Genomic DNA, 16993 nt, shown 5'->3' on the forward strand with positions numbered 1-16993 from the left:
TTTTGCGCTCTACCGAAGTCGTGATCATTGGCGCTGGCGCCGCAGGGTTGATGTGCGCGCTGACCGCGGCCGGTCGTGGCCGCCAGGTGATGCTGCTGGACCATGCCAACAAGGCCGGCAAGAAGATCCTCATGTCCGGCGGTGGGCGCTGCAACTTCACCAACATGTACACCGAGCCCGGCAACTTCCTTTCGCAGAACCCGCATTTCTGCAAGTCGGCCCTGGCCCGCTACACCCAGTGGGACTTCATCGGCCTGGTGGCCAAGCACGGCGTGCCCTACCACGAGAAAAAACTCGGCCAGCTGTTTTGCGACAACAAGTCCAGCGACATCCTCGGCATGCTGCTCGACGAGTGCGACCAGGTCGGCGTGCAGCTGCACCTGGACACCTCGATCCAGCAGATCGAGAAGCTCGACGCCGGCTACCTGCTGGAAACCACCCTCGGCCAGCTCCAGTGCGAATCCCTGGTGATCGCCACCGGCGGCCTGTCGATTCCGACCCTGGGCGCCACCGGCTTCGGTTATCAGGTCGCCAGGCAGTTCGGCCACGAGCTGCTGCCGACCCGTGCGGGCCTGGTGCCGTTCACCATCACCGACCAGCTCAAGGAGCTGTGCGGCGAGCTGTCCGGCACTTCGGTGGACTGCCTGGTGAGCTGCAACGACATGAGTTTCCGCGAGAACATCCTGTTCACTCACCGTGGCCTGAGCGGCCCGGCGATCCTGCAGATTTCCTCGTACTGGCAACCCGGCGACACGCTGGAGATCAACCTGCTGCCGGACCACGACGTACCGGGCTGGCTGCAACAGCAGCAGGCCGAGCGCCCCAACAGCGAGCTCAAGACCCTGCTCGGCGAGATCTTCACCAAGAAGATGGCCGGCCTGCTGACCGACAGCTGGTTCGTCTCCAAGCCGATGAAGCAGTACACCCACGCCGAACTGGCGGACATTGCCAGCAAGCTGGCGAGCTGGCAGCTGGTGCCCGCCGGCACCGAGGGTTATCGCACCGCCGAGGTGACCCTCGGCGGCGTCGACACCCGCGAGGTGTCGTCCAAGACCATGGAGTCGCTGAAGAGCCCGGGGCTGTATTTCATCGGCGAGGTGCTGGATGTCACCGGCCACCTGGGCGGCTTCAACTTCCAGTGGGCCTGGGCCTCGGGTTACGCGGCCGCGCAGTACGTCTGATCCGCTTCCCGGCCCCCCCTGACACCTGTAGCCGCTGCCGAAGGCTGCGATAGGTCCGCAGGACCTCGGGGGACGCCGGACCGCTGCGCCCCTTCGGGTCGATCGCAGCCTTCGGCAGCGGCTACAGGTACCGATGAACATCAGCGGGAACAGAATTTGCTGGTGGATGTGACGACCCCATTGCGCGGGCGTCAATACTGGCTCAATTTAGCGGCATCGCCCCGGAAGGCTTTCTCACTTCATGCCATCGACCAGCTTTCGTCAGTCACTGCGGCGCCTTTGGGCGCTGGATAAATTCAGCTACAGCGTGCGGGTGTTTATCGCTCTGACCGGGAGCATGGCGCTGTGCTGGTACCAGGACGAAATGGCCTTGCTGATCCCCTTGTTCCTGGGGATTATCGCCAGCGCCCTGGCCGAGACCGACGACAGCTGGCAAGGCCGGATCAATGCCCTGGCCGTGACCCTGGTGTGCTTCAGCGTCGCCGCCCTTTCCGTCGAACTGTTGTTCCCCTATCCCTGGATCTTCGTCATCGCCCTGGCGCTGGCCAGCTTTGGCCTGACCATGCTCGGCGCCCTGGGCGAACGTTACGGGGCGATCGCCTCGGCGACCCTGATCCTGTCGGTCTACACCATGATCGGCGTGGACCAGCGCGGTGGCGCCGTCACCGACTTCTGGCACGAACCGCTGCTGCTGGTGGCTGGCGCCGCCTGGTACGGCCTGCTGTCGGTGCTGTGGCAGGCGATGTTTTCCAACCAGCCGGTGCAGCAGAGCCTGGCGCGCCTGTTTCGTGAGCTGGGCTATTACCTCAAGCTCAAGTCGTCGCTGTTCGAGCCGATCCGCCAACTGGACGTGGAAGCGCGCCGGCTGGAGCTGGCGCAGCAGAACGGCCGGGTGGTGGCAGCCCTGAACGCCGCCAAGGAAATCATCCTGCACCGGGTCGGCAACGGCCGGCCGGGCTCGAAAGTCAGCCGTTACCTGAAGCTGTACTTCCTCGCCCAGGACATCCACGAACGCGCCAGTTCGTCCCACTACCCCTACAACGCCCTGGCCGATGCGTTCTTCCACAGCGACGTGCTGTTCCGCTGCCAGCGCCTGCTACGCCAGCAAGGCAAGGCCTGCCGGGCCCTGGGCGAATCCATCCAGCTGCGCCAGCCCTTCGTCTACGACGCCAGCTTCGCCGAGGCCCTGAGCGACCTGCACGCCTCCCTGGAACACCTGCGCATCCAGAGCAACCCGGCCTGGCGCGGCCTGCTGCGTTCGCTGCGGGCGCTGGCCGCCAACCTCGGCACGCTCGACCGCCTGCTCAGCGACGCCAGCAACCCCGACGCTCTCGCCGACGCCACCGACAGCAGCCTGCTGGACCGCTCGCCGCGCAACCTCAAGGACGTCTGGACCCGCCTGCGCACCCAGCTGACCCCGACGTCGCTACTGTTTCGCCACGCCCTGCGCCTGCCCCTGGCCCTGAGCATCGGCTACGGCATGGTGCACCTGATCCACCCGTCCCAGGGGTACTGGATCATCCTCACCACGCTGTTCGTCTGCCAGCCGAACTACGGCGCCACGCGGCGCAAGCTCGGCCAGCGGATCATTGGCACCGCCATCGGCCTGGTGGTCGCCTGGGCGCTGTTCGACCTGTTCCCCAGCCCGCTGGTGCAGTCGTTGTTCGCCATCGCCGCCGGGGTGGTGTTCTTTACCAACCGCACCACCCGCTACACCCTGGCCACCGGCGCCATCACCATCATGGTGCTGTTCTGCTTCAACCAGGTGGGCGACGGCTACGGGCTGTTGCTGCCGCGCCTGTTCGATACCCTGCTGGGCAGCCTGATCGCCGGCCTGGCGGTGTTCCTGTTCCTGCCGGACTGGCAGGGCCGACGCCTGAACAAAGTGCTGGCCAATACCCTGACCTGCAACAGCATCTACCTGCGGCAGATCATGCAGCAGTACGCGGCCGGCAAGAGCGACGACCTGGCGTACCGCCTGGCCCGGCGCAATGCCCACAACGCCGACGCGGCGCTGTCCACCACCCTGGCCAACATGCTGATGGAACCCGGGCACTTCCGTAAGGAAGCGGACGTGGGCTTTCGCTTCCTGGTGCTCTCGCACACCTTGCTCAGCTACCTCTCCGGCCTCGGCGCGCACCGGGAAACCCAGTTACCGACGGAAGTCCGCGAGCACCTGATCGACGGGGCCGGAGTCAGCCTGGCCAGCAGCATCGATGAAATCGCCCAGGGCCTGGCGAGCAAGCAGCCGGTGGCGATCCAGAGCGATGCCGAAGAAACGCTGGCCAATGAGCTGGAGCAGATGCCGGACGAGATCGATGAAGGCCAGCGCCTGGTGCAGACCCAGCTGGCGCTGATCTGCCGCCAACTGGGTCCCTTGCGGACCCTGGCGGCACACCTGATAAAGGACACCGGCGAAGAACAGGCCGCGTAGCCGCTGCCGCAGGAGGCGCAAGCTTTCAAGCCCGCCGCAAGTTTCGGCCTTGGCCGCCCAGCCTGCCGCAATAACTTTAATGGCGCCGCTTTACATCCCGTGCTGGCGCAGCAAGCGCTCGTAGCTACCGTCGGCTTTCATCGCCTCGATCTCCCGGTCGAACTTCGCCACGATCTGCGCATGCGCGGGGTTCTTCAGGCTGACCAGGATATGCAGGCCGTTCTCGCTCAGGACGTTGGGCAGGAACTCCACCGCGTTGCGCACCCGCGGCGACTCCCGCGCCAAGTAATAGCGGGCGACGTATTCGTCCTCCAGGGTCAGCTTGACCCGGCCGGCCGCCAGCATGCGCACCGCCATCGCGAAGTTGTGCACCGGGACCTTCTGCAGGTCCGGGTCGCTGTCGAAGTCGGGGGAATAGGCATAACCGCGCACCACCGCGATGGGGTACTGGTGCAGTTGCTTGAGGTTGTTGTATTCGATGGGCACATCCTTGCGCCGGATGAAACGCACCCGATTGACCAGGTACTCCGAGGAGAACTGCCCCAGCTGGGTGCGGGCCTCATTGAACCAGGCATTCACCAACACGTCGTAACGCCCCTCACCGACGCCAAGCAAGGCCCGCGCCCAGGGCACCTGCTCGAACTCGCTGGCATAACCGGCCCGGGCCAGCGCGGTGCTGACGATGTCGGTGGCCAGCCCGCCGTTGACCAACGTCGCATCCGTAAAGGGCGGCCAGGCATCGGCCACCAATCGCAATTTTTCCGCATAAGCGCTCTGGCCCAGCAACAGCAATCCGATCAAAGCAAAAGCTCGATGCAATCGCGGCATGCTAAAAGATCCTTAGCGGGCGGACAGCCCTGCGTGTTTTTTGCCCAGACTCGAGGTTCTGCGGTCGGTGAATGGCCGCGCCCCCGCTTCTAACAATAGCGTGTGGGCGCCACTGCACAGCGCTTCAACGCAGATTACACAAAGAAGCCAACCACGAACCAACGCAGTGATGGCATTTTGACCCACTTCACAGAATCGCCACTGCGCCGCCGGGCAAGACAAGCCACCCGCCAGGCGCTTAACATCCGGGCACAGTTTTCCAAAGGATGAAACGATGACAATCGAATGGGTCTGCAAACACCACACCAATCTGGGTAAGGAGCAGCTGTACGCGATCCTGCAGTTGCGTGCCGAAGTCTTCGTGGTCGAGCAGAAATGCGCCTACCAGGATGTCGATGGCCAGGACCTGGAGGGCGACACCTGCCACCTGATGGCCTGGGACGATGACCGGTTGGTGGCCTACCTGCGCCTGCTCGACCCGGTCTCCCAGGGTGGCGACGTGGTCATCGGCCGCGTGGTGATCGCCCCGCAGGCACGGGGCAAGGGGCTGGGTCATGAACTGATGGAGCACGCCCTGAGACAGGCGCAGAAACACTGGCCGCAAACGCCGATCTATCTGTCGGCCCAGGCGCATTTGCAAGGGTATTACGGACGCTATGGCTTCAACGTCGTGGGCGAGGAGTACCTGGAAGACGATATCCCGCATATCGGCATGCGCCGCAGCTGATACCGCGATCGCGAGCCTGCCGCAGCCAGCAGGTTCGCGCTCGCATCGGCGGGCTGCCGGGATCCCTCAGGGATACTCCAGCACCGCCTTGATCCGCGACAGATTCGCCTCGATCCAGCGCTTGTCGATCGCGCCCCAGCTTTTGATCCGATAGCTGCCGGCATGATTGCGCGCGCCGTCCTGCTGCTCGAACTCACAGACGATATCCAGATCCGCCAGGGCGGCGATGGTGTCCTGCGCCGTGCGCCGCGGCATGCCGGTCGCCTCGGTCAGGGCCGGGACATTGCTCGCCAGGCCGCTGTCGATCAGGTAGGCCACGTACAGCCGGCGGTAAAAACTGCTCTTGGTCTTGCTCACGTCCATCGCCCGCTCCTTGTGCCCCGGGTCATTCGGCCCCGCCCGGGCGCGCTTGCAGGTCGCGCCAGGTCAGGTAGACCCGCAGGTCGAATTCCAGTTGGTGATAGCCCGGCAGCATGTGCTCGCAGAGCTTGTAGAAGGCCTTGTTGTGCTCGCTTTCCTTGAAGTGCGCCAGCTCGTGGACAACGATCATGCGCAGGAACTCCGGCGCCGCCTCCTTGAACAGCGAGGCGATGCGGATTTCCTTCTTGGCCTTGAGCTTGCCGCCCTGGACCCGCGAAATCGTGGTGTGCAGGCCCAGGGCGCGGTGCGTCAGGTCCAGGCGGTTGTCGAACAGCACCTTGTCGATGGCCGGGGCATTGCGCAGGTACTCCTGCTTCAACTCCAGGGCATAGCCGTACAGCGCCTTGTCGCTCTGCACCCCGTGCTTGCCGGGGTAACGCTGGCTCAGGTAGTCGCCCAGCCGCCCTTGCGCAATCAGCTGGCGCACTTGCTCTTGCAGGGTGGCGGGATAGGCCTGGAGGTATTTCAACGCGGTCATGGGACGGCAACGCAATCACGAAAGGCCGCCAGTGTAGCGAATTCAACCCGGCAACGCGCTCCAGTCGAAAGGCTCGGCGAAGCGCTCGGCATCCGCGGCGATCAACGGCCGCGCCACCAGGAAACCCTGCACGTACTCGCAGCCGTTGGCCAGCAGCCAGCGGTACTGTTCCAGGGTTTCCACGCCCTCGGCGATCACCAGCACACCGAACGCCTTGCACAGGTCGATCACGCAGCGCGCCAGCGCCGCATCCCGCGCCGAACCCGGCAACCTGGCGATCAGGTGCCGGTCGAGCTTGAGGGTATCGAGTTCCAGATCCCGCAGGTGAGCCAACGAACAGGCGCCCGAACCGAAGTCGTCCAGTGCCACCCGCACCCCAAGGCTGCGCAGCAGGCGCAGTTGCTTGCGCGATTCATCGAGGTTCTGGGTCAAGGCGTCTTCCGTAACCTCGACTTCCAGCTGCCGCGGCTCCAGACCGTGACGTTCCAGGACCTGGCGCAGTTCGGTGGCCAGGTTCGGCATGGCGAACTGGGTGCCGCTCAAGCTCACGGCCAACACAGTCTGCTCGGCGAACAGGGTTTTCCAGGACGCCCGCTGGCTCGTACTCTCCTGGTAGATCCAGCTGCCCAGGCGACTGATCAGCCGCGCTTCCTCCAGCAACGGCAGAAACAACCCCGGAGGCACATCGCCGACGCTCGGATGCCGCCAGCGCAACAAGGCTTCGAAACCGCGCAGGCGCCCGTCGGCAATCGCCACCTGGGGCTGATACACCAGGTTGAACTCCTTGCGCTCGACCGCGCTGCGCACACTTTCCTCGAGCATCAGCCGCGAGCGGGCACGGCCGTTCATTTCGTTGTCGTAATAACGGTATTGCTGGCGCCCGGCACGCTTGGACTCGTACATGGCGATGTCCGCCGCGCGCATCAGGCCATCCAGGTTGGAACCGCAATCGGGGTAGATGGCGATACCGATGCTCGCGCCCAGGGCGACATCCAGGCCGTCGATCTGCTGGCAGATCGATATTCGCTCGATGAGCTTCTCGGAAATCTTCGCCGCCTGTTCCGGGAACTCCAGCTCCAACAGGGCGGTGAACTCATCGCCGCCCATGCGCGCCAGGATGTCGAAGGAACGCAGGCAGGCTTTCATCTGCTCGGACACCCAGCGCAGCACCCGGTCCCCCGCATCGTGCCCCAGGGAATCGTTGACCCGCTTGAAACCATCCAGGTCCAGGTACAGCAGCACCAGCGACTTGTCCGAGCGCTCGCTGCGCAGCAACACGCTTTCCACGGTCTGGTAGAAGCCGCGCCGGTTGAGCAGGCCCGTCAGTGGATCGGTCACCGCCTGGTATTCCAGTTGCTGGTGCAGGTGGCGGACTTCCGACATGTCGAGCAGGGTCACCACCATCGCCTTCTGTTCGCTCGGCAGCGGCGCGCAGGACAACGCCACCGACACCTGCTGGCCTGGCAGGGTACGCAGCGTGGCGTCATGCAGGCGGTAGGTCTCGCCCTTGCGATAGTAGGCAAACAGTTCGGATTCGGCCCACTGCGGCACATGGGGCTTTTGCAGGTAGTCGAGCAGCGCCGAGCCCTCCAGCTCGCTCACCGGAGCATCGAGCAAACGCGAGATCGCCGGGTTGGCGAAACGGACGATCCCACCTTCATCCACCACCAGAATTCCTTCCGCGGCGTTCTCCAGCACCGAGGCATTGAAGGCCCGGGCGCTCTCCAGGTCGTGGCTCAGGCGCTGCAGCGCACGGCGATTGCGCTGCTGCTCCAGCAGCGCCTGGACCTTGGGCTTGAGGATCTGCGGGTCGAACGGCTTGAACAGGTAATCCACCGCGCCGCTGGCGTAGCCCTTGATCACGGCGTCCTTGGACTGCTCGTTGGCGGTCAGGAAAATGATCGGGGTCAGGCGGGTTCGCTGGCTGCCGCGCATCAGGCGGGCGACTTCGAAACCGTCCATTTCCGGCATCTGTACATCCAGCAACACCAGATCGATGTCGTGTTCCAGTAACAGACCCAGGGCCTCGACACCCGAGGCGGCGGTCATGACCTGCCAGTCGTGGCGCTGCAGGAGTGCTCGCATGCTGAGCAGATTTTCGGGGTAATCATCAACAATCAGTAAGACCGAGCTGGCTTCACCTGGCCGAGTTTGCGCGCATTCCATGCTGCTTCTCTTGTCTGTGTAGGGCCGGCCTGTGAAGAAGACCGGACAGATACCGAGTCCTCACTCTAGACCCGGATTCTGCAAAGCAGAAGCTGTCACACCGCCATCATTTCGACAAAGCTCCGGGCTCCCGACTAACGGTCAGCCCCACAAACGCCGAAAGCGGTGATGGTGGTTTTTCGACAGATGGTTGACGCCAATTATCCGCCGGACGGGCATTAACAAAAGCACCTTCTACGCTTATAAAGACCGCCTTCAAAAGCGCAGGCTAAAGCCTTTGCCGGCTTTCATCCGGCATCAAATCGGGAAGCTTTGACTATGATCGACCTCGCAACCTGGAATCTGAGCATTCCCGAAGGCAGTCCACCGGCGACCATCGACACCCCCAAACTGGTGGATGGCTTCAAGGACCAGTATTTCCATTCCGACACCGGCACCCTGTTCTTCTGGTCGCCCGTCACCGGTTCCCGCACCGCCAACGCCATCTACCCGCGCAGCGAGCTGCGTGAAACCTACGCCAACGGCACCCTGAAGAACTGGACCTACCCGGAAGCCGACAACCTGCTCTACGCCACCCTGGCGGTGAACCAGGTGCCGTCCACGGGCAAGATCGTCATCGGCCAGATCCACGCCTACAACAGCACCAGGCCCCTGGTGAAGGTCGAGTACCAGTACAAGACCACCACCCAGAGCGGCAACATCGTCGCCAAGGTCCGCATGCATCCGGACGATGCCGAAAGCCGGGTGATCATCGTCGCCGAGAACGTGCCGCTGGACCGCGAGTTCTCCTACCTGATCCACCTCAGCCCGGGCGGCGCCCTGGGCGTCAGCGCCGCGGGCTACCAATGGGATACCCAGCTCAGCAGCGCCTGGCGCGACAAGCCGCTGTACTTCAAGGCCGGGGTGTACGTGCAGGACAACACCGGCTACACCACCGAAGGCGGCAAGGTGACCTTCTACAAGCTGGATATCGATCACAACGAAACCTGATCGTCTGTAGGAGCGAGGCTTGCCCGCGATAGCGGTCTGCCTGGCGACATCCATGGCGAAGTCAGGCGATCATCGCGGGCAAGCCTCGCTCCTACACGATGAGGTGTTTGCCACAGGCACAAAAAAGCCCGCATCGCTGCGGGCTTTTTCGTTCAACGCCAAGGCTTAGTTGACCTTGGCGTTCAGCTCACCTTTGAGGTAACGCTGGAACATCGCTTCCAGGGAGATCGGCTTGATCTTCGAAGCGTTGCCGGCGGTGCCGAAGGCTTCGTAACGGGCGATGCACACGTCGCGCATGGCGGTTACGGTGGCGCCGAAGAACTTGCGCGGGTCGAACTCGCTCGGGTTGGTGGCCATCAGGCGACGCATCGCACCGGTGGACGCCAGGCGCAGGTCGGTGTCGATGTTGACCTTGCGCACGCCGTACTTGATGCCTTCGACGATTTCTTCAACCGGCACGCCGTAGGTTTCCTTGATGTCGCCGCCGTACTGGTTGATGATCGCCAGCCACTCTTGCGGAACCGAAGACGAGCCGTGCATCACCAGGTGGGTGTTGGGGATGCGCTTGTGGATTTCCTTGATGCGGTCGATGGCCAGCACGTCGCCGGTAGGCGGCTTGGTGAACTTGTAGGCACCGTGGCTGGTACCGATGGCGATGGCCAGGGCGTCGACCTGGGTCTTCTTGACGAAGTCCGCGGCTTCTTCCGGGTCGGTCAGCATCTGGCTGTGGTCCAGCACGCCTTCGGCACCGATACCGTCTTCTTCACCGGCCATGCCGGTTTCCAGGGAACCCAGGCAGCCCAGCTCGCCTTCTACCGAAACGCCGCAGGCGTGAGCCATGGCCACGGTCTGCTGGGTCACGCGCACGTTGTACTCGTAGTCGGTCGGGGTCTTGCCGTCTTCGCCGAGGGAGCCGTCCATCATGACCGAGGAGAAGCCCAGTTGGATCGAACGCTGGCAGACGTCAGGGCTGGTGCCGTGGTCCTGGTGCATGCACACCGGGATGTGCGGGAACTCTTCGATCGCCGCCAGGATCAGGTGGCGCAGGAAAGGCGCGCCAGCATATTTACGGGCTCCGGCCGAAGCCTGGACGATCACCGGAGAGTCAGTCTTGTCAGCGGCTTCCATGATGGCGCGCATCTGTTCAAGGTTGTTGACGTTGAAGGCTGGAACGCCGTAGCCGAATTCGGCTGCGTGGTCCAGCATCTGGCGCATGCTGATGAGTGCCATTGTGTGTATCTCTCCCGGTCGAGGGTCGTTAATCGTGCAAGCCTGCCGTAGCGGCGGCTGCTATTCAAGTGATTGCAGATCGGGGGTCAGCCCGGCCTGCCGGTATTACTTCTGTAGGAGCGAGCTTGCCCACGATGGACTCCAGGACAACGCGATCATCCAGACAGATAGCGTCATCGTTGCGATCATCGCGAGCAAGCTCGCGCCTACAGGCCTACGGCGCTTTACAGCCGCGGCCGATCAAATCGTTGGTGGCGACCCAGTAAACCAGGCCTTCGTCACCTTTTTCGTGAAACGCCAGCATGTCGTTGCTGTACAGCGAACCGGAACCGCTGGGCTCCAGCTTCAGGCGATAGACCTGATCGGCCCCACCCAGCCGCACATCGACTTCCTTGCGGCTGCTGTCGGTGTAGCGCCAGACCACTTGCGCCTGGCTGTCGCACACCCAGGTCGTCCAGTGGTCCGTCCCGGCCGGCTTGAACCGGTCGAAGTTGGCGCAACCTGCCAGCAATCCCAGCGCAGCCACGGCGATAAAGCCTTTCATCGGTGTTCCTCGGCTGACGGCCCACGGCCGCCAGCACAGCGCGTTATCGAATCAGACCCGTCAAGGGCAACCATGTTCCTTGGCCTTGGCTGGAGTCTCGTACTTGTCCAGACCATCGGGTCCCATGCGCTTGTTGATCACAGGTGCGGTCTCGGCCTGCCAGTCGGCCTGATAGCAGCCTCTCTCCGGCTCTCCCGACTCGTGCTCCGGCTGGGCAGGCTGGCTGCCGCAACCGGCCAGCAGGCCCGCGACGATCAACAGCGGTAACGTCTTGACCATATGAACACTCCTTTGCCTGGCCATTGGGACTTCAGGCTTTGGCCCGGCTTTCCAAGACTTCGACCGCCGGCAGCACCTTGCCCTCGACGAATTCGAGGAAAGCGCCACCGCCGGTAGAAATGTAGGAGATTTGCTCGGCTACGCCATATTTATCGATGGCCGCCAGGGTGTCGCCGCCGCCGGCGATAGAGAACGCCGCGCTTTCCGCGATGGCCTGGGCCAGCACCTTGGTGCCGTTACCGAACTGGTCGAACTCGAACACACCGACCGGGCCGTTCCACAGGATGGTCTTGGACGACTTCAGCAGTTCAGCGAAATTCGCCGCGGTTTGCGGGCCGATGTCCAGGATCATGTCGTCGGCGGCCACCTCGGCAATCAGCTTGACGGTGGCGGTCGCGCTTTCGGCGAACTCCTTGGCCACTACCACGTCCACGGGCAGCGGCACGCTGACCTTGGCGGCGATGGCGCGAGCGGTGTCCAGCAGGTCCGGCTCGTACAGCGACTTGCCGACCGGGTGGCCGGCAGCGGCGAGGAAGGTGTTGGCGATGCCGCCGCCGACGATCAGCTGGTCGCAGATCTGGCTCAGGCTGTTGAGCACGTCGAGCTTGGTCGATACCTTGGAGCCGGCGACGATGGCCGCCATCGGCTTGGCCGGGGCGCCCAGAGCCTTGCCCAGTGCGTCCAGCTCGGCGGCCAGCAGCGGGCCGGCAGCGGCGACCTTGGCGAACTTGGCCACGCCGTGGGTCGAACCCTCGGCGCGGTGCGCGGTGCCGAAGGCGTCCATCACGAACACGTCGCACAGGGCAGCGTATTGCCGGGCCAGTTCGTCGGCGTTCTTTTTCTCGCCCTTGTTGAAGCGCACGTTCTCGAACAGCACGATGTCGCCGGCCTTGACGTCGACGCCGCCCAGGTAGTCGGCCACCAGCGGCACTTCGCGACCCAGGGCACGGCTCAGGTAGTCGGCCACTGGCTTGAGGCTGTTCTCGGCGGAGAACTCGCCTTCGGTCGGACGACCGAGGTGCGAGCAGACCATCACGGCCGCGCCTTTTTCCAGGGCCAGCTTGATGGTCGGCAGCGAAGCCAGGATACGCGCATCGCTGGTGACAACACCGTCCTTGACTGGGACGTTGAGGTCTTCGCGGATCAGTACGCGCTTACCTTGCAGATCGAGGTCGGACATCTTCAACACGGTCATGGGTCGCAATTCCTGGGTTACTGTTTTTTTGGAAACGGGAAGTTAAGAGACAGCTTTGGGTGCAGCGGCTTGCAGATAGTGTCCTGCAACATCCAGCATTCGGTTGGCAAAACCCCATTCGTTGTCGAACCAGGCCAGGATGTTCACCAGCCGCGGGCCGGAAACCCGGGTCTGGCTGGCATCGACGATCGCCGAATGCGGGTCATGGTTGAAATCACAACTGGCGTGCGGCAACTCGGTATAGGCCAACAGGCCCTTGAGCGGACCGCTGGTGGCAGCCTCGCGCAGGATCCGGTTGACTTCGCCGGTGTCGGTATCGCTCACGGTCTGCATCGTGATGTCGAGGCAGGACACGTTGACGGTCGGCACGCGCACAGCTTTGGCCTGAATTCGCCCGGCAAGTTCCGGCAGCAGCCGTTCGATGCCACGCGCCAGACCGGTGGACACCGGAATCACCGACTGGAACGCCGAACGGGTGCGGCGCAGGTCTTCGTGGTGATAGGCATCGATCACCGGCTGGTCGTTCATCGCCGAGTGGATGGTGGTGATCGACACGTATTCCAGGCCGATGGCCTGGTCCAGCAGACGCAACAGCGGCACGCCGCAGTTGGTGGTGCAGGACGCGTTGGACACCAGCAGCTCGTCGCCGGTCAGGCAGCCTTGGTTGACACCGTAGACGATGGTGGCGTCGACATCCGCCTCGCTGGCCATCGGCTGGGAAAACAGCACCCGCGGCGCGCCGGCGTCGAGAAAACGCTGGCCGTCTTCACGGGTGTGGTAGGCACCGGAACATTCGAGCACCAGGTCGATGCCCAGGGACGCCCAATCGATGCCTTCGGGGGTGGCACTGCGCAGGACCTTCACGCAGTTGCCATTGATATGCAGACAGTCGCCGTCGACCTTCACCTCGCCGGGAAACCGGCCATGGGTGGAGTCGAAGCGTGTCAGGTATTCCACGCTGGCCATGTCGGCCAGGTCGTTGATCGCGACAATCTCGAACCCGGCCGCAGCCCCCCGCTCGAACAGGGCACGCAAGACACAACGACCGATCCGGCCGTAGCCGTTGAGTGCAACTTTGTAGGGACGCGGTTGAGGCATGGGGTTCTCGATTACCGGGGTGAATCCATCACTGTCGTGTTGCCTGTTCCATTGTCATCGCGGGCAAGCCTCGCGCCTACAGATCACAGGGATCCCGTAGGCGCGAGGCTTGCCCGCGAAGAACAGCAGACAACGCGACCGGCGGACTTAGTCTTCCAGCAGCTCTTCAGCCTGACCCAGGATGTTCTCCAGGGTGAAACCGAACTCTTCGAACAAGGCCGGCGCAGGCGCCGACTCGCCGTAGGTGGTCATGCCGATGACACGACCTTCCAGGCCGACGTACTTGTACCAGTAGTCCGCGTGAGCGGCCTCGATGGCGATGCGCGCGCTGACCTGCAGCGGCAGGACCGACTGCTTGTAGCCGGCGTCCTGGGCATCGAACACGCTGGTGCATGGCATGGACACCACGCGCACCCTGCGGCCCTGCTCGGTCAGTTTGTCGTAAGCCTGCACCGCCAGGCCGACTTCGGAACCGGTGGCGATCAGGATCAGCTCAGGCTCGCCTGCGCAGTCCTTGAGCACGTAGCCGCCGCGGCTGATGGCGGCGACCTGCACGGCATTGCGGGTCTGATGCTGCAGGTTCTGGCGGGAGAAGATCAGCGCCGAAGGACCGTCCTTGCGCTCGATCGCGTTTTTCCAGGCCACCGCCGATTCCACGGCATCGGCTGGACGCCAGGTGTCGAGGTTCGGGGTGCAGCGCAGGCTGGCGATCTGCTCGATCGGCTGGTGAGTCGGACCGTCCTCGCCCAGACCGATGGAGTCGTGGGTGTAGACGTGGATCACCCGCTGCTTCATCAGGGCCGACATGCGTACCGCGTTGCGCGCGTATTCCATGAACATCAGGAAGGTCGCGCCGTAAGGCACCAGGCCGCCGTGCAGGGCCACGCCGTTCATGATGGCGGTCATGCCGAACTCGCGAACGCCGTAGTACATGTAGTTGCCGCTGGCGTCCTCGGCGCTGACGCCCTTGCAGCCTTTCCACAGGGTCAGGTTGGAACCGGCCAGGTCGGCCGAGCCGCCGAGGAATTCCGGCAGCAGCGGGCCGAACGCGTTCAGGGCGTTCTGGCTGGCTTTACGGCTGGCGATGGTTTCGCCCTTGGCCGCGACTTCGGCGATGTAGGCATCGGCCTTCTCGGAGAAGTCGGCCGGCAGGTCACCGCTCAGGCGACGCACCAGCTCGTTGGCCAGCTCGGGGAATTCGGCGGAGTAGGCGCAGAAACGCTGGTCCCACTCGGCTTCGACGGCGCGACCGGCTTCCTTGGCATCCCACTCGGCGTAGATGTCGGCCGGGATTTCGAACGGGCCGTGGTTCCACTTCAGCGCGGCGCGGGTCAGGGCGATTTCCTCGGCACCCAGTGGCGCGCCGTGGCAGTCTTCCTTGCCCTGCTTGTTCGGCGAACCGAAGCCGATGGTGGTCTTGCAGCAGATCAGGGTCGGCTGCTCGCTTTTGCGCGCGGTGTCGATCGCGGTCTTGATCTCTTCAGGGTCGTGACCGTCGACGTTGCGGATCACCTGCCAGTTGTAGGCTTCGAAACGCTTTGGCGTGTCGTCGGTGAACCAGCCTTCGACTTCGCCGTCGATGGAAATGCCGTTGTCATCGTAGAAGGCGATCAGCTTGCCCAGGCCCAGGGTACCGGCCAGGGAAGCGACTTCATGGGAAATGCCTTCCATCATGCAGCCATCGCCCAGGAACACATAGGTGTGGTGGTCGACGACGTTGTGCCCTGGACGGTTGAACTGCGCCGCCAGGACCTTTTCCGCCAGGGCGAAGCCCACGGCGTTGGCCAGGCCCTGGCCCAGCGGGCCGGTGGTGGTCTCGACGCCCGGGGTGTAGCCGAATTCCGGGTGGCCCGGGGTGCGGCTGTGCAACTGGCGGAAGCTCTTCAGGTCGTCGATGGTGACGTCGTAGCCGGTCAGGTGCAGCAGCGAGTAGATCAACATCGAGCCGTGGCCGTTGGACAGCACGAAGCGGTCACGGTCGGCGAAGGATGGATTGCTCGGGTTGTGCTTCAGGTAGTCACGCCAAAGTACCTCGGCGATATCCGCCATACCCATAGGGGCACCGGGATGGCCGCTGTTGGCTTTTTGCACGGCATCCATGCTGAGGGCACGAATGGCGTTGGCACGCTCACGACGGCTTGGCATCGCTGATCTCCTGGGGGTTATCTAAGTCGAGTTGGATAAAACGAATCGGAAAAAGGCGTGCATTTTCCCTCAGCCGGTAGGCCGGGGGCAATGACAGATAATCACTCTGGCGCGTTTTTCCGCTCGATAAAGGTGCAATCGCCTGATGAAACCATTCTGCAGTTCGACTGTAGAACACAACGAGCTCCGTTAAGTGCCATCTATCGAGCAATATCAAAACTTTTTGATATTGGTCTTGCGAGGTTGGGGGTGCGTCACTAGACTGCTGGCCTTATGAATTTACGCGCGCCCTCCATGAGCCATGATGACTGCGACGAGCTGGCGGCCCTGTGCAAGGCCGGTGGCGATCCGCTGCGGCTGAATGTATTGCGCGCGCTGGCCAACGACTCGTTCGGCGTACTGGAACTGGCGCAGATCTTCGCCATCGGCCAGTCCGGCATGAGCCACCACCTGAAGGTCCTGGCCCAGGCCGGGCTGGTGGCGACCCGTCGCGAAGGCAACGCGATCTTCTACCGGCGCGCCCTGCCCCACACCGAACTGCTGGGCGGCAGGCTGCACGCCGCCCTGCTGGATGAAGTGGACAACCTGACGCTGCCCGGCGAAGTGCAATCGCGTATCGGCCTGGTGCACCGCCAGCGGGCGGCCGCCAGCCAGGACTTCTTCTCACGGGTCGCAGAGAAGTTTCGCGCCCAGCAGGACCTGATCGCAGGACTGCCCCAGTACCGCGAAAGCGTACTGGCACTGCTCGACAAACTGAACTTCACGGACGCCGCCACGGCGATCGAAGTCGGCCCCGGGGATGGCAGCTTCCTGCCGGAACTGGCCCACCGCTTCACCCGGGTGACCGCGCTGGACAACAGCCCGGCCATGCTCGAACTGGCACGGCAGGTCTGTGAACGCGAAACGCTGGCTAACGTCAGCCTGCAACTGGCCGATGCATTGAATGGCGTGAGCCTGACGGCCGATTGCGTGGTGCTGAACATGGTCCTGCACCATTTCGCCGCACCGGCCGATGCGCTGAAGCGCCTGGCCGGCTTGCTGCAACCGGGCGGCAGCCTGTTAGTGACAGAGTTGTGCAGCCACAACCAGAGTTGGGCCAGGGAGGCCTGCGGTGATCTCTGGCTGGGGTTTGACCAGGACGACCTGGCCCGCTGGGCCACCGCTGCGGGACTGGTTCCCGGAGAAAGTCTGTATGTAGGTTTACGTAATGGTTTCCAGATCCAGGTCCGCCACTTTCAGCGACCGGCTGGCGACACTCACCATCGGTAAATTTTAGGA

15 protein-coding genes are annotated in these 16993 nt (G+C 63.5%); 5 read left to right on the plus strand and 10 right to left on the minus strand.

The genetic code is table 11. The features are described from left to right. Positions 1 to 2 precede the first annotated feature (2 nt). On the plus strand, positions 3 to 1181 hold the full coding sequence (locus IF690_RS27665) for a BaiN/RdsA family NAD(P)/FAD-dependent oxidoreductase (protein WP_202698199.1): 1179 nt from the start codon (positions 3 to 5) through the stop codon (positions 1179 to 1181). Between the two features lie 241 nt (positions 1182 to 1422). Then, on the plus strand, positions 1423 to 3615 hold the full coding sequence (gene yccS, locus IF690_RS27670; protein ID WP_202698200.1) for a YccS family putative transporter: 2193 nt from the start codon (positions 1423 to 1425) through the stop codon (positions 3613 to 3615). A 90-nt stretch (positions 3616 to 3705) separates the two neighbouring features. On the opposite strand, the gene IF690_RS27675 is transcribed toward yccS, so the two are convergent. Then, on the minus strand, positions 3706 to 4443 hold the full coding sequence (locus IF690_RS27675; RefSeq protein WP_202698201.1) for a substrate-binding periplasmic protein: 738 nt from the start codon (positions 4441 to 4443) through the stop codon (positions 3706 to 3708). A gap of 274 nt (positions 4444 to 4717) precedes the next feature. On the opposite strand from IF690_RS27675, the gene IF690_RS27680 reads away from it, so the two are divergent. Next, on the plus strand, positions 4718 to 5170 hold the full coding sequence (locus IF690_RS27680; RefSeq protein WP_202698202.1) for a GNAT family N-acetyltransferase: 453 nt from the start codon (positions 4718 to 4720) through the stop codon (positions 5168 to 5170). 66 nt (positions 5171 to 5236) lie between these two features. Here IF690_RS27680 and IF690_RS27685 read toward each other — a convergent pair whose 3' ends face one another. The 3 genes from IF690_RS27685 to IF690_RS27695 are packed head-to-tail and all read right to left on the minus strand — an operon-like array spanning position 5237 to position 8234. Beyond that, a complete protein-coding gene (locus tag IF690_RS27685; protein ID WP_202698203.1) occupies positions 5237 to 5533 on the minus strand; it encodes a winged helix-turn-helix domain-containing protein in 297 nt (98 codons plus the stop codon). A 22-nt stretch (positions 5534 to 5555) separates the two neighbouring features. Then, positions 5556 to 6068 carry a M48 metallopeptidase family protein gene (locus IF690_RS27690; protein ID WP_063433270.1) on the minus strand — a complete coding sequence of 171 codons (513 nt, stop codon included), beginning with the start codon at positions 6066 to 6068 and terminating at the stop codon, positions 5556 to 5558. Between the two features lie 42 nt (positions 6069 to 6110). Continuing rightward, positions 6111 to 8234, minus strand: a complete 2124-nt coding sequence (locus IF690_RS27695) for a putative bifunctional diguanylate cyclase/phosphodiesterase (protein ID WP_202698204.1) — start codon at positions 8232 to 8234, stop codon at positions 6111 to 6113. A 318-nt stretch (positions 8235 to 8552) separates the two neighbouring features. On the opposite strand from IF690_RS27695, the gene IF690_RS27700 reads away from it, so the two are divergent. Next, on the plus strand, positions 8553 to 9224 hold the full coding sequence (locus IF690_RS27700; protein ID WP_202698205.1) for a polysaccharide lyase family 7 protein: 672 nt from the start codon (positions 8553 to 8555) through the stop codon (positions 9222 to 9224). Between the two features lie 165 nt (positions 9225 to 9389). On the opposite strand, the gene fba is transcribed toward IF690_RS27700, so the two are convergent. From fba to tkt, 6 genes are all read right to left on the minus strand, one after another. Further along, positions 9390 to 10454, minus strand: a complete 1065-nt coding sequence (fba, locus tag IF690_RS27705) for a class II fructose-bisphosphate aldolase (protein WP_003229012.1) — start codon at positions 10452 to 10454, stop codon at positions 9390 to 9392. Between the two features lie 214 nt (positions 10455 to 10668). Continuing rightward, complete coding sequence (locus IF690_RS27710; RefSeq protein ID WP_202698206.1) at positions 10669 to 10998, minus strand: MliC family protein; 330 nt, start codon at positions 10996 to 10998, stop codon at positions 10669 to 10671. A gap of 60 nt (positions 10999 to 11058) precedes the next feature. Then, on the minus strand, positions 11059 to 11277 hold the full coding sequence (locus IF690_RS27715) for a hypothetical protein (RefSeq protein WP_202698207.1): 219 nt from the start codon (positions 11275 to 11277) through the stop codon (positions 11059 to 11061). Positions 11278 to 11308: 31 nt separating this feature from the next. Continuing rightward, positions 11309 to 12472, minus strand: a complete 1164-nt coding sequence (locus tag IF690_RS27720) for a phosphoglycerate kinase (protein WP_062824365.1) — start codon at positions 12470 to 12472, stop codon at positions 11309 to 11311. 42 nt (positions 12473 to 12514) lie between these two features. After that, complete coding sequence (gene epd / locus IF690_RS27725) at positions 12515 to 13570, minus strand: erythrose-4-phosphate dehydrogenase (protein ID WP_202698208.1); 1056 nt, start codon at positions 13568 to 13570, stop codon at positions 12515 to 12517. Between the two features lie 147 nt (positions 13571 to 13717). Further along, the gene (tkt, locus tag IF690_RS27730) at positions 13718 to 15715 is read right to left on the minus strand and encodes a transketolase (protein WP_202698209.1); all 1998 of its coding nucleotides are present in this window, start codon (positions 15713 to 15715) and stop codon (positions 13718 to 13720) included. Between the two features lie 273 nt (positions 15716 to 15988). Between tkt and IF690_RS27735 the strand changes: the two genes are divergently transcribed. Further along, positions 15989 to 16984: an ArsR/SmtB family transcription factor gene (locus IF690_RS27735; RefSeq protein ID WP_202698210.1), complete on the plus strand. Its 996-nt coding sequence runs from the start codon at positions 15989 to 15991 to the stop codon at positions 16982 to 16984. Positions 16985 to 16993 lie beyond the last annotated feature (9 nt).

The organism is Pseudomonas sp. SK3(2021), assembly GCF_016772375.1.
In the GTDB taxonomy this organism is placed as follows: Bacteria; Pseudomonadota; Gammaproteobacteria; order Pseudomonadales; family Pseudomonadaceae; genus Aquipseudomonas; species Aquipseudomonas chlororaphis_I.

Excerpts from the sequence above, each read along its gene's own strand:
- IF690_RS27675 (WP_202698201.1), bottom strand. The coding sequence starts at position 4,443 with ATGCCGCGATTGCATCGAGCTTTTGCTTTGATCGGATTGCTGTTGCTG.
- IF690_RS27685 (WP_202698203.1), bottom strand. The coding sequence starts at position 5,533 with ATGGACGTGAGCAAGACCAAGAGCAGTTTTTACCGCCGGCTGTACGTG.
- IF690_RS27735 (WP_202698210.1), top strand. The coding sequence starts at position 15,989 with ATGAATTTACGCGCGCCCTCCATGAGCCATGATGACTGCGACGAGCTG.
- IF690_RS27690 (WP_063433270.1), bottom strand. The coding sequence starts at position 6,068 with ATGACCGCGTTGAAATACCTCCAGGCCTATCCCGCCACCCTGCAAGAG.
- IF690_RS27695 (WP_202698204.1), bottom strand. The coding sequence starts at position 8,234 with ATGGAATGCGCGCAAACTCGGCCAGGTGAAGCCAGCTCGGTCTTACTG.
- IF690_RS27720 (WP_062824365.1), bottom strand. The coding sequence starts at position 12,472 with ATGACCGTGTTGAAGATGTCCGACCTCGATCTGCAAGGTAAGCGCGTA.
- IF690_RS27715 (WP_202698207.1), bottom strand. The coding sequence starts at position 11,277 with ATGGTCAAGACGTTACCGCTGTTGATCGTCGCGGGCCTGCTGGCCGGT.
- tkt (WP_202698209.1), bottom strand. The coding sequence starts at position 15,715 with ATGCCAAGCCGTCGTGAGCGTGCCAACGCCATTCGTGCCCTCAGCATG.
- IF690_RS27710 (WP_202698206.1), bottom strand. The coding sequence starts at position 10,998 with ATGAAAGGCTTTATCGCCGTGGCTGCGCTGGGATTGCTGGCAGGTTGC.
- fba (WP_003229012.1), bottom strand. The coding sequence starts at position 10,454 with ATGGCACTCATCAGCATGCGCCAGATGCTGGACCACGCAGCCGAATTC.
- IF690_RS27700 (WP_202698205.1), top strand. The coding sequence starts at position 8,553 with ATGATCGACCTCGCAACCTGGAATCTGAGCATTCCCGAAGGCAGTCCA.
- yccS (WP_202698200.1), top strand. The coding sequence starts at position 1,423 with ATGCCATCGACCAGCTTTCGTCAGTCACTGCGGCGCCTTTGGGCGCTG.
- IF690_RS27680 (WP_202698202.1), top strand. The coding sequence starts at position 4,718 with ATGACAATCGAATGGGTCTGCAAACACCACACCAATCTGGGTAAGGAG.
- epd (WP_202698208.1), bottom strand. The coding sequence starts at position 13,570 with ATGCCTCAACCGCGTCCCTACAAAGTTGCACTCAACGGCTACGGCCGG.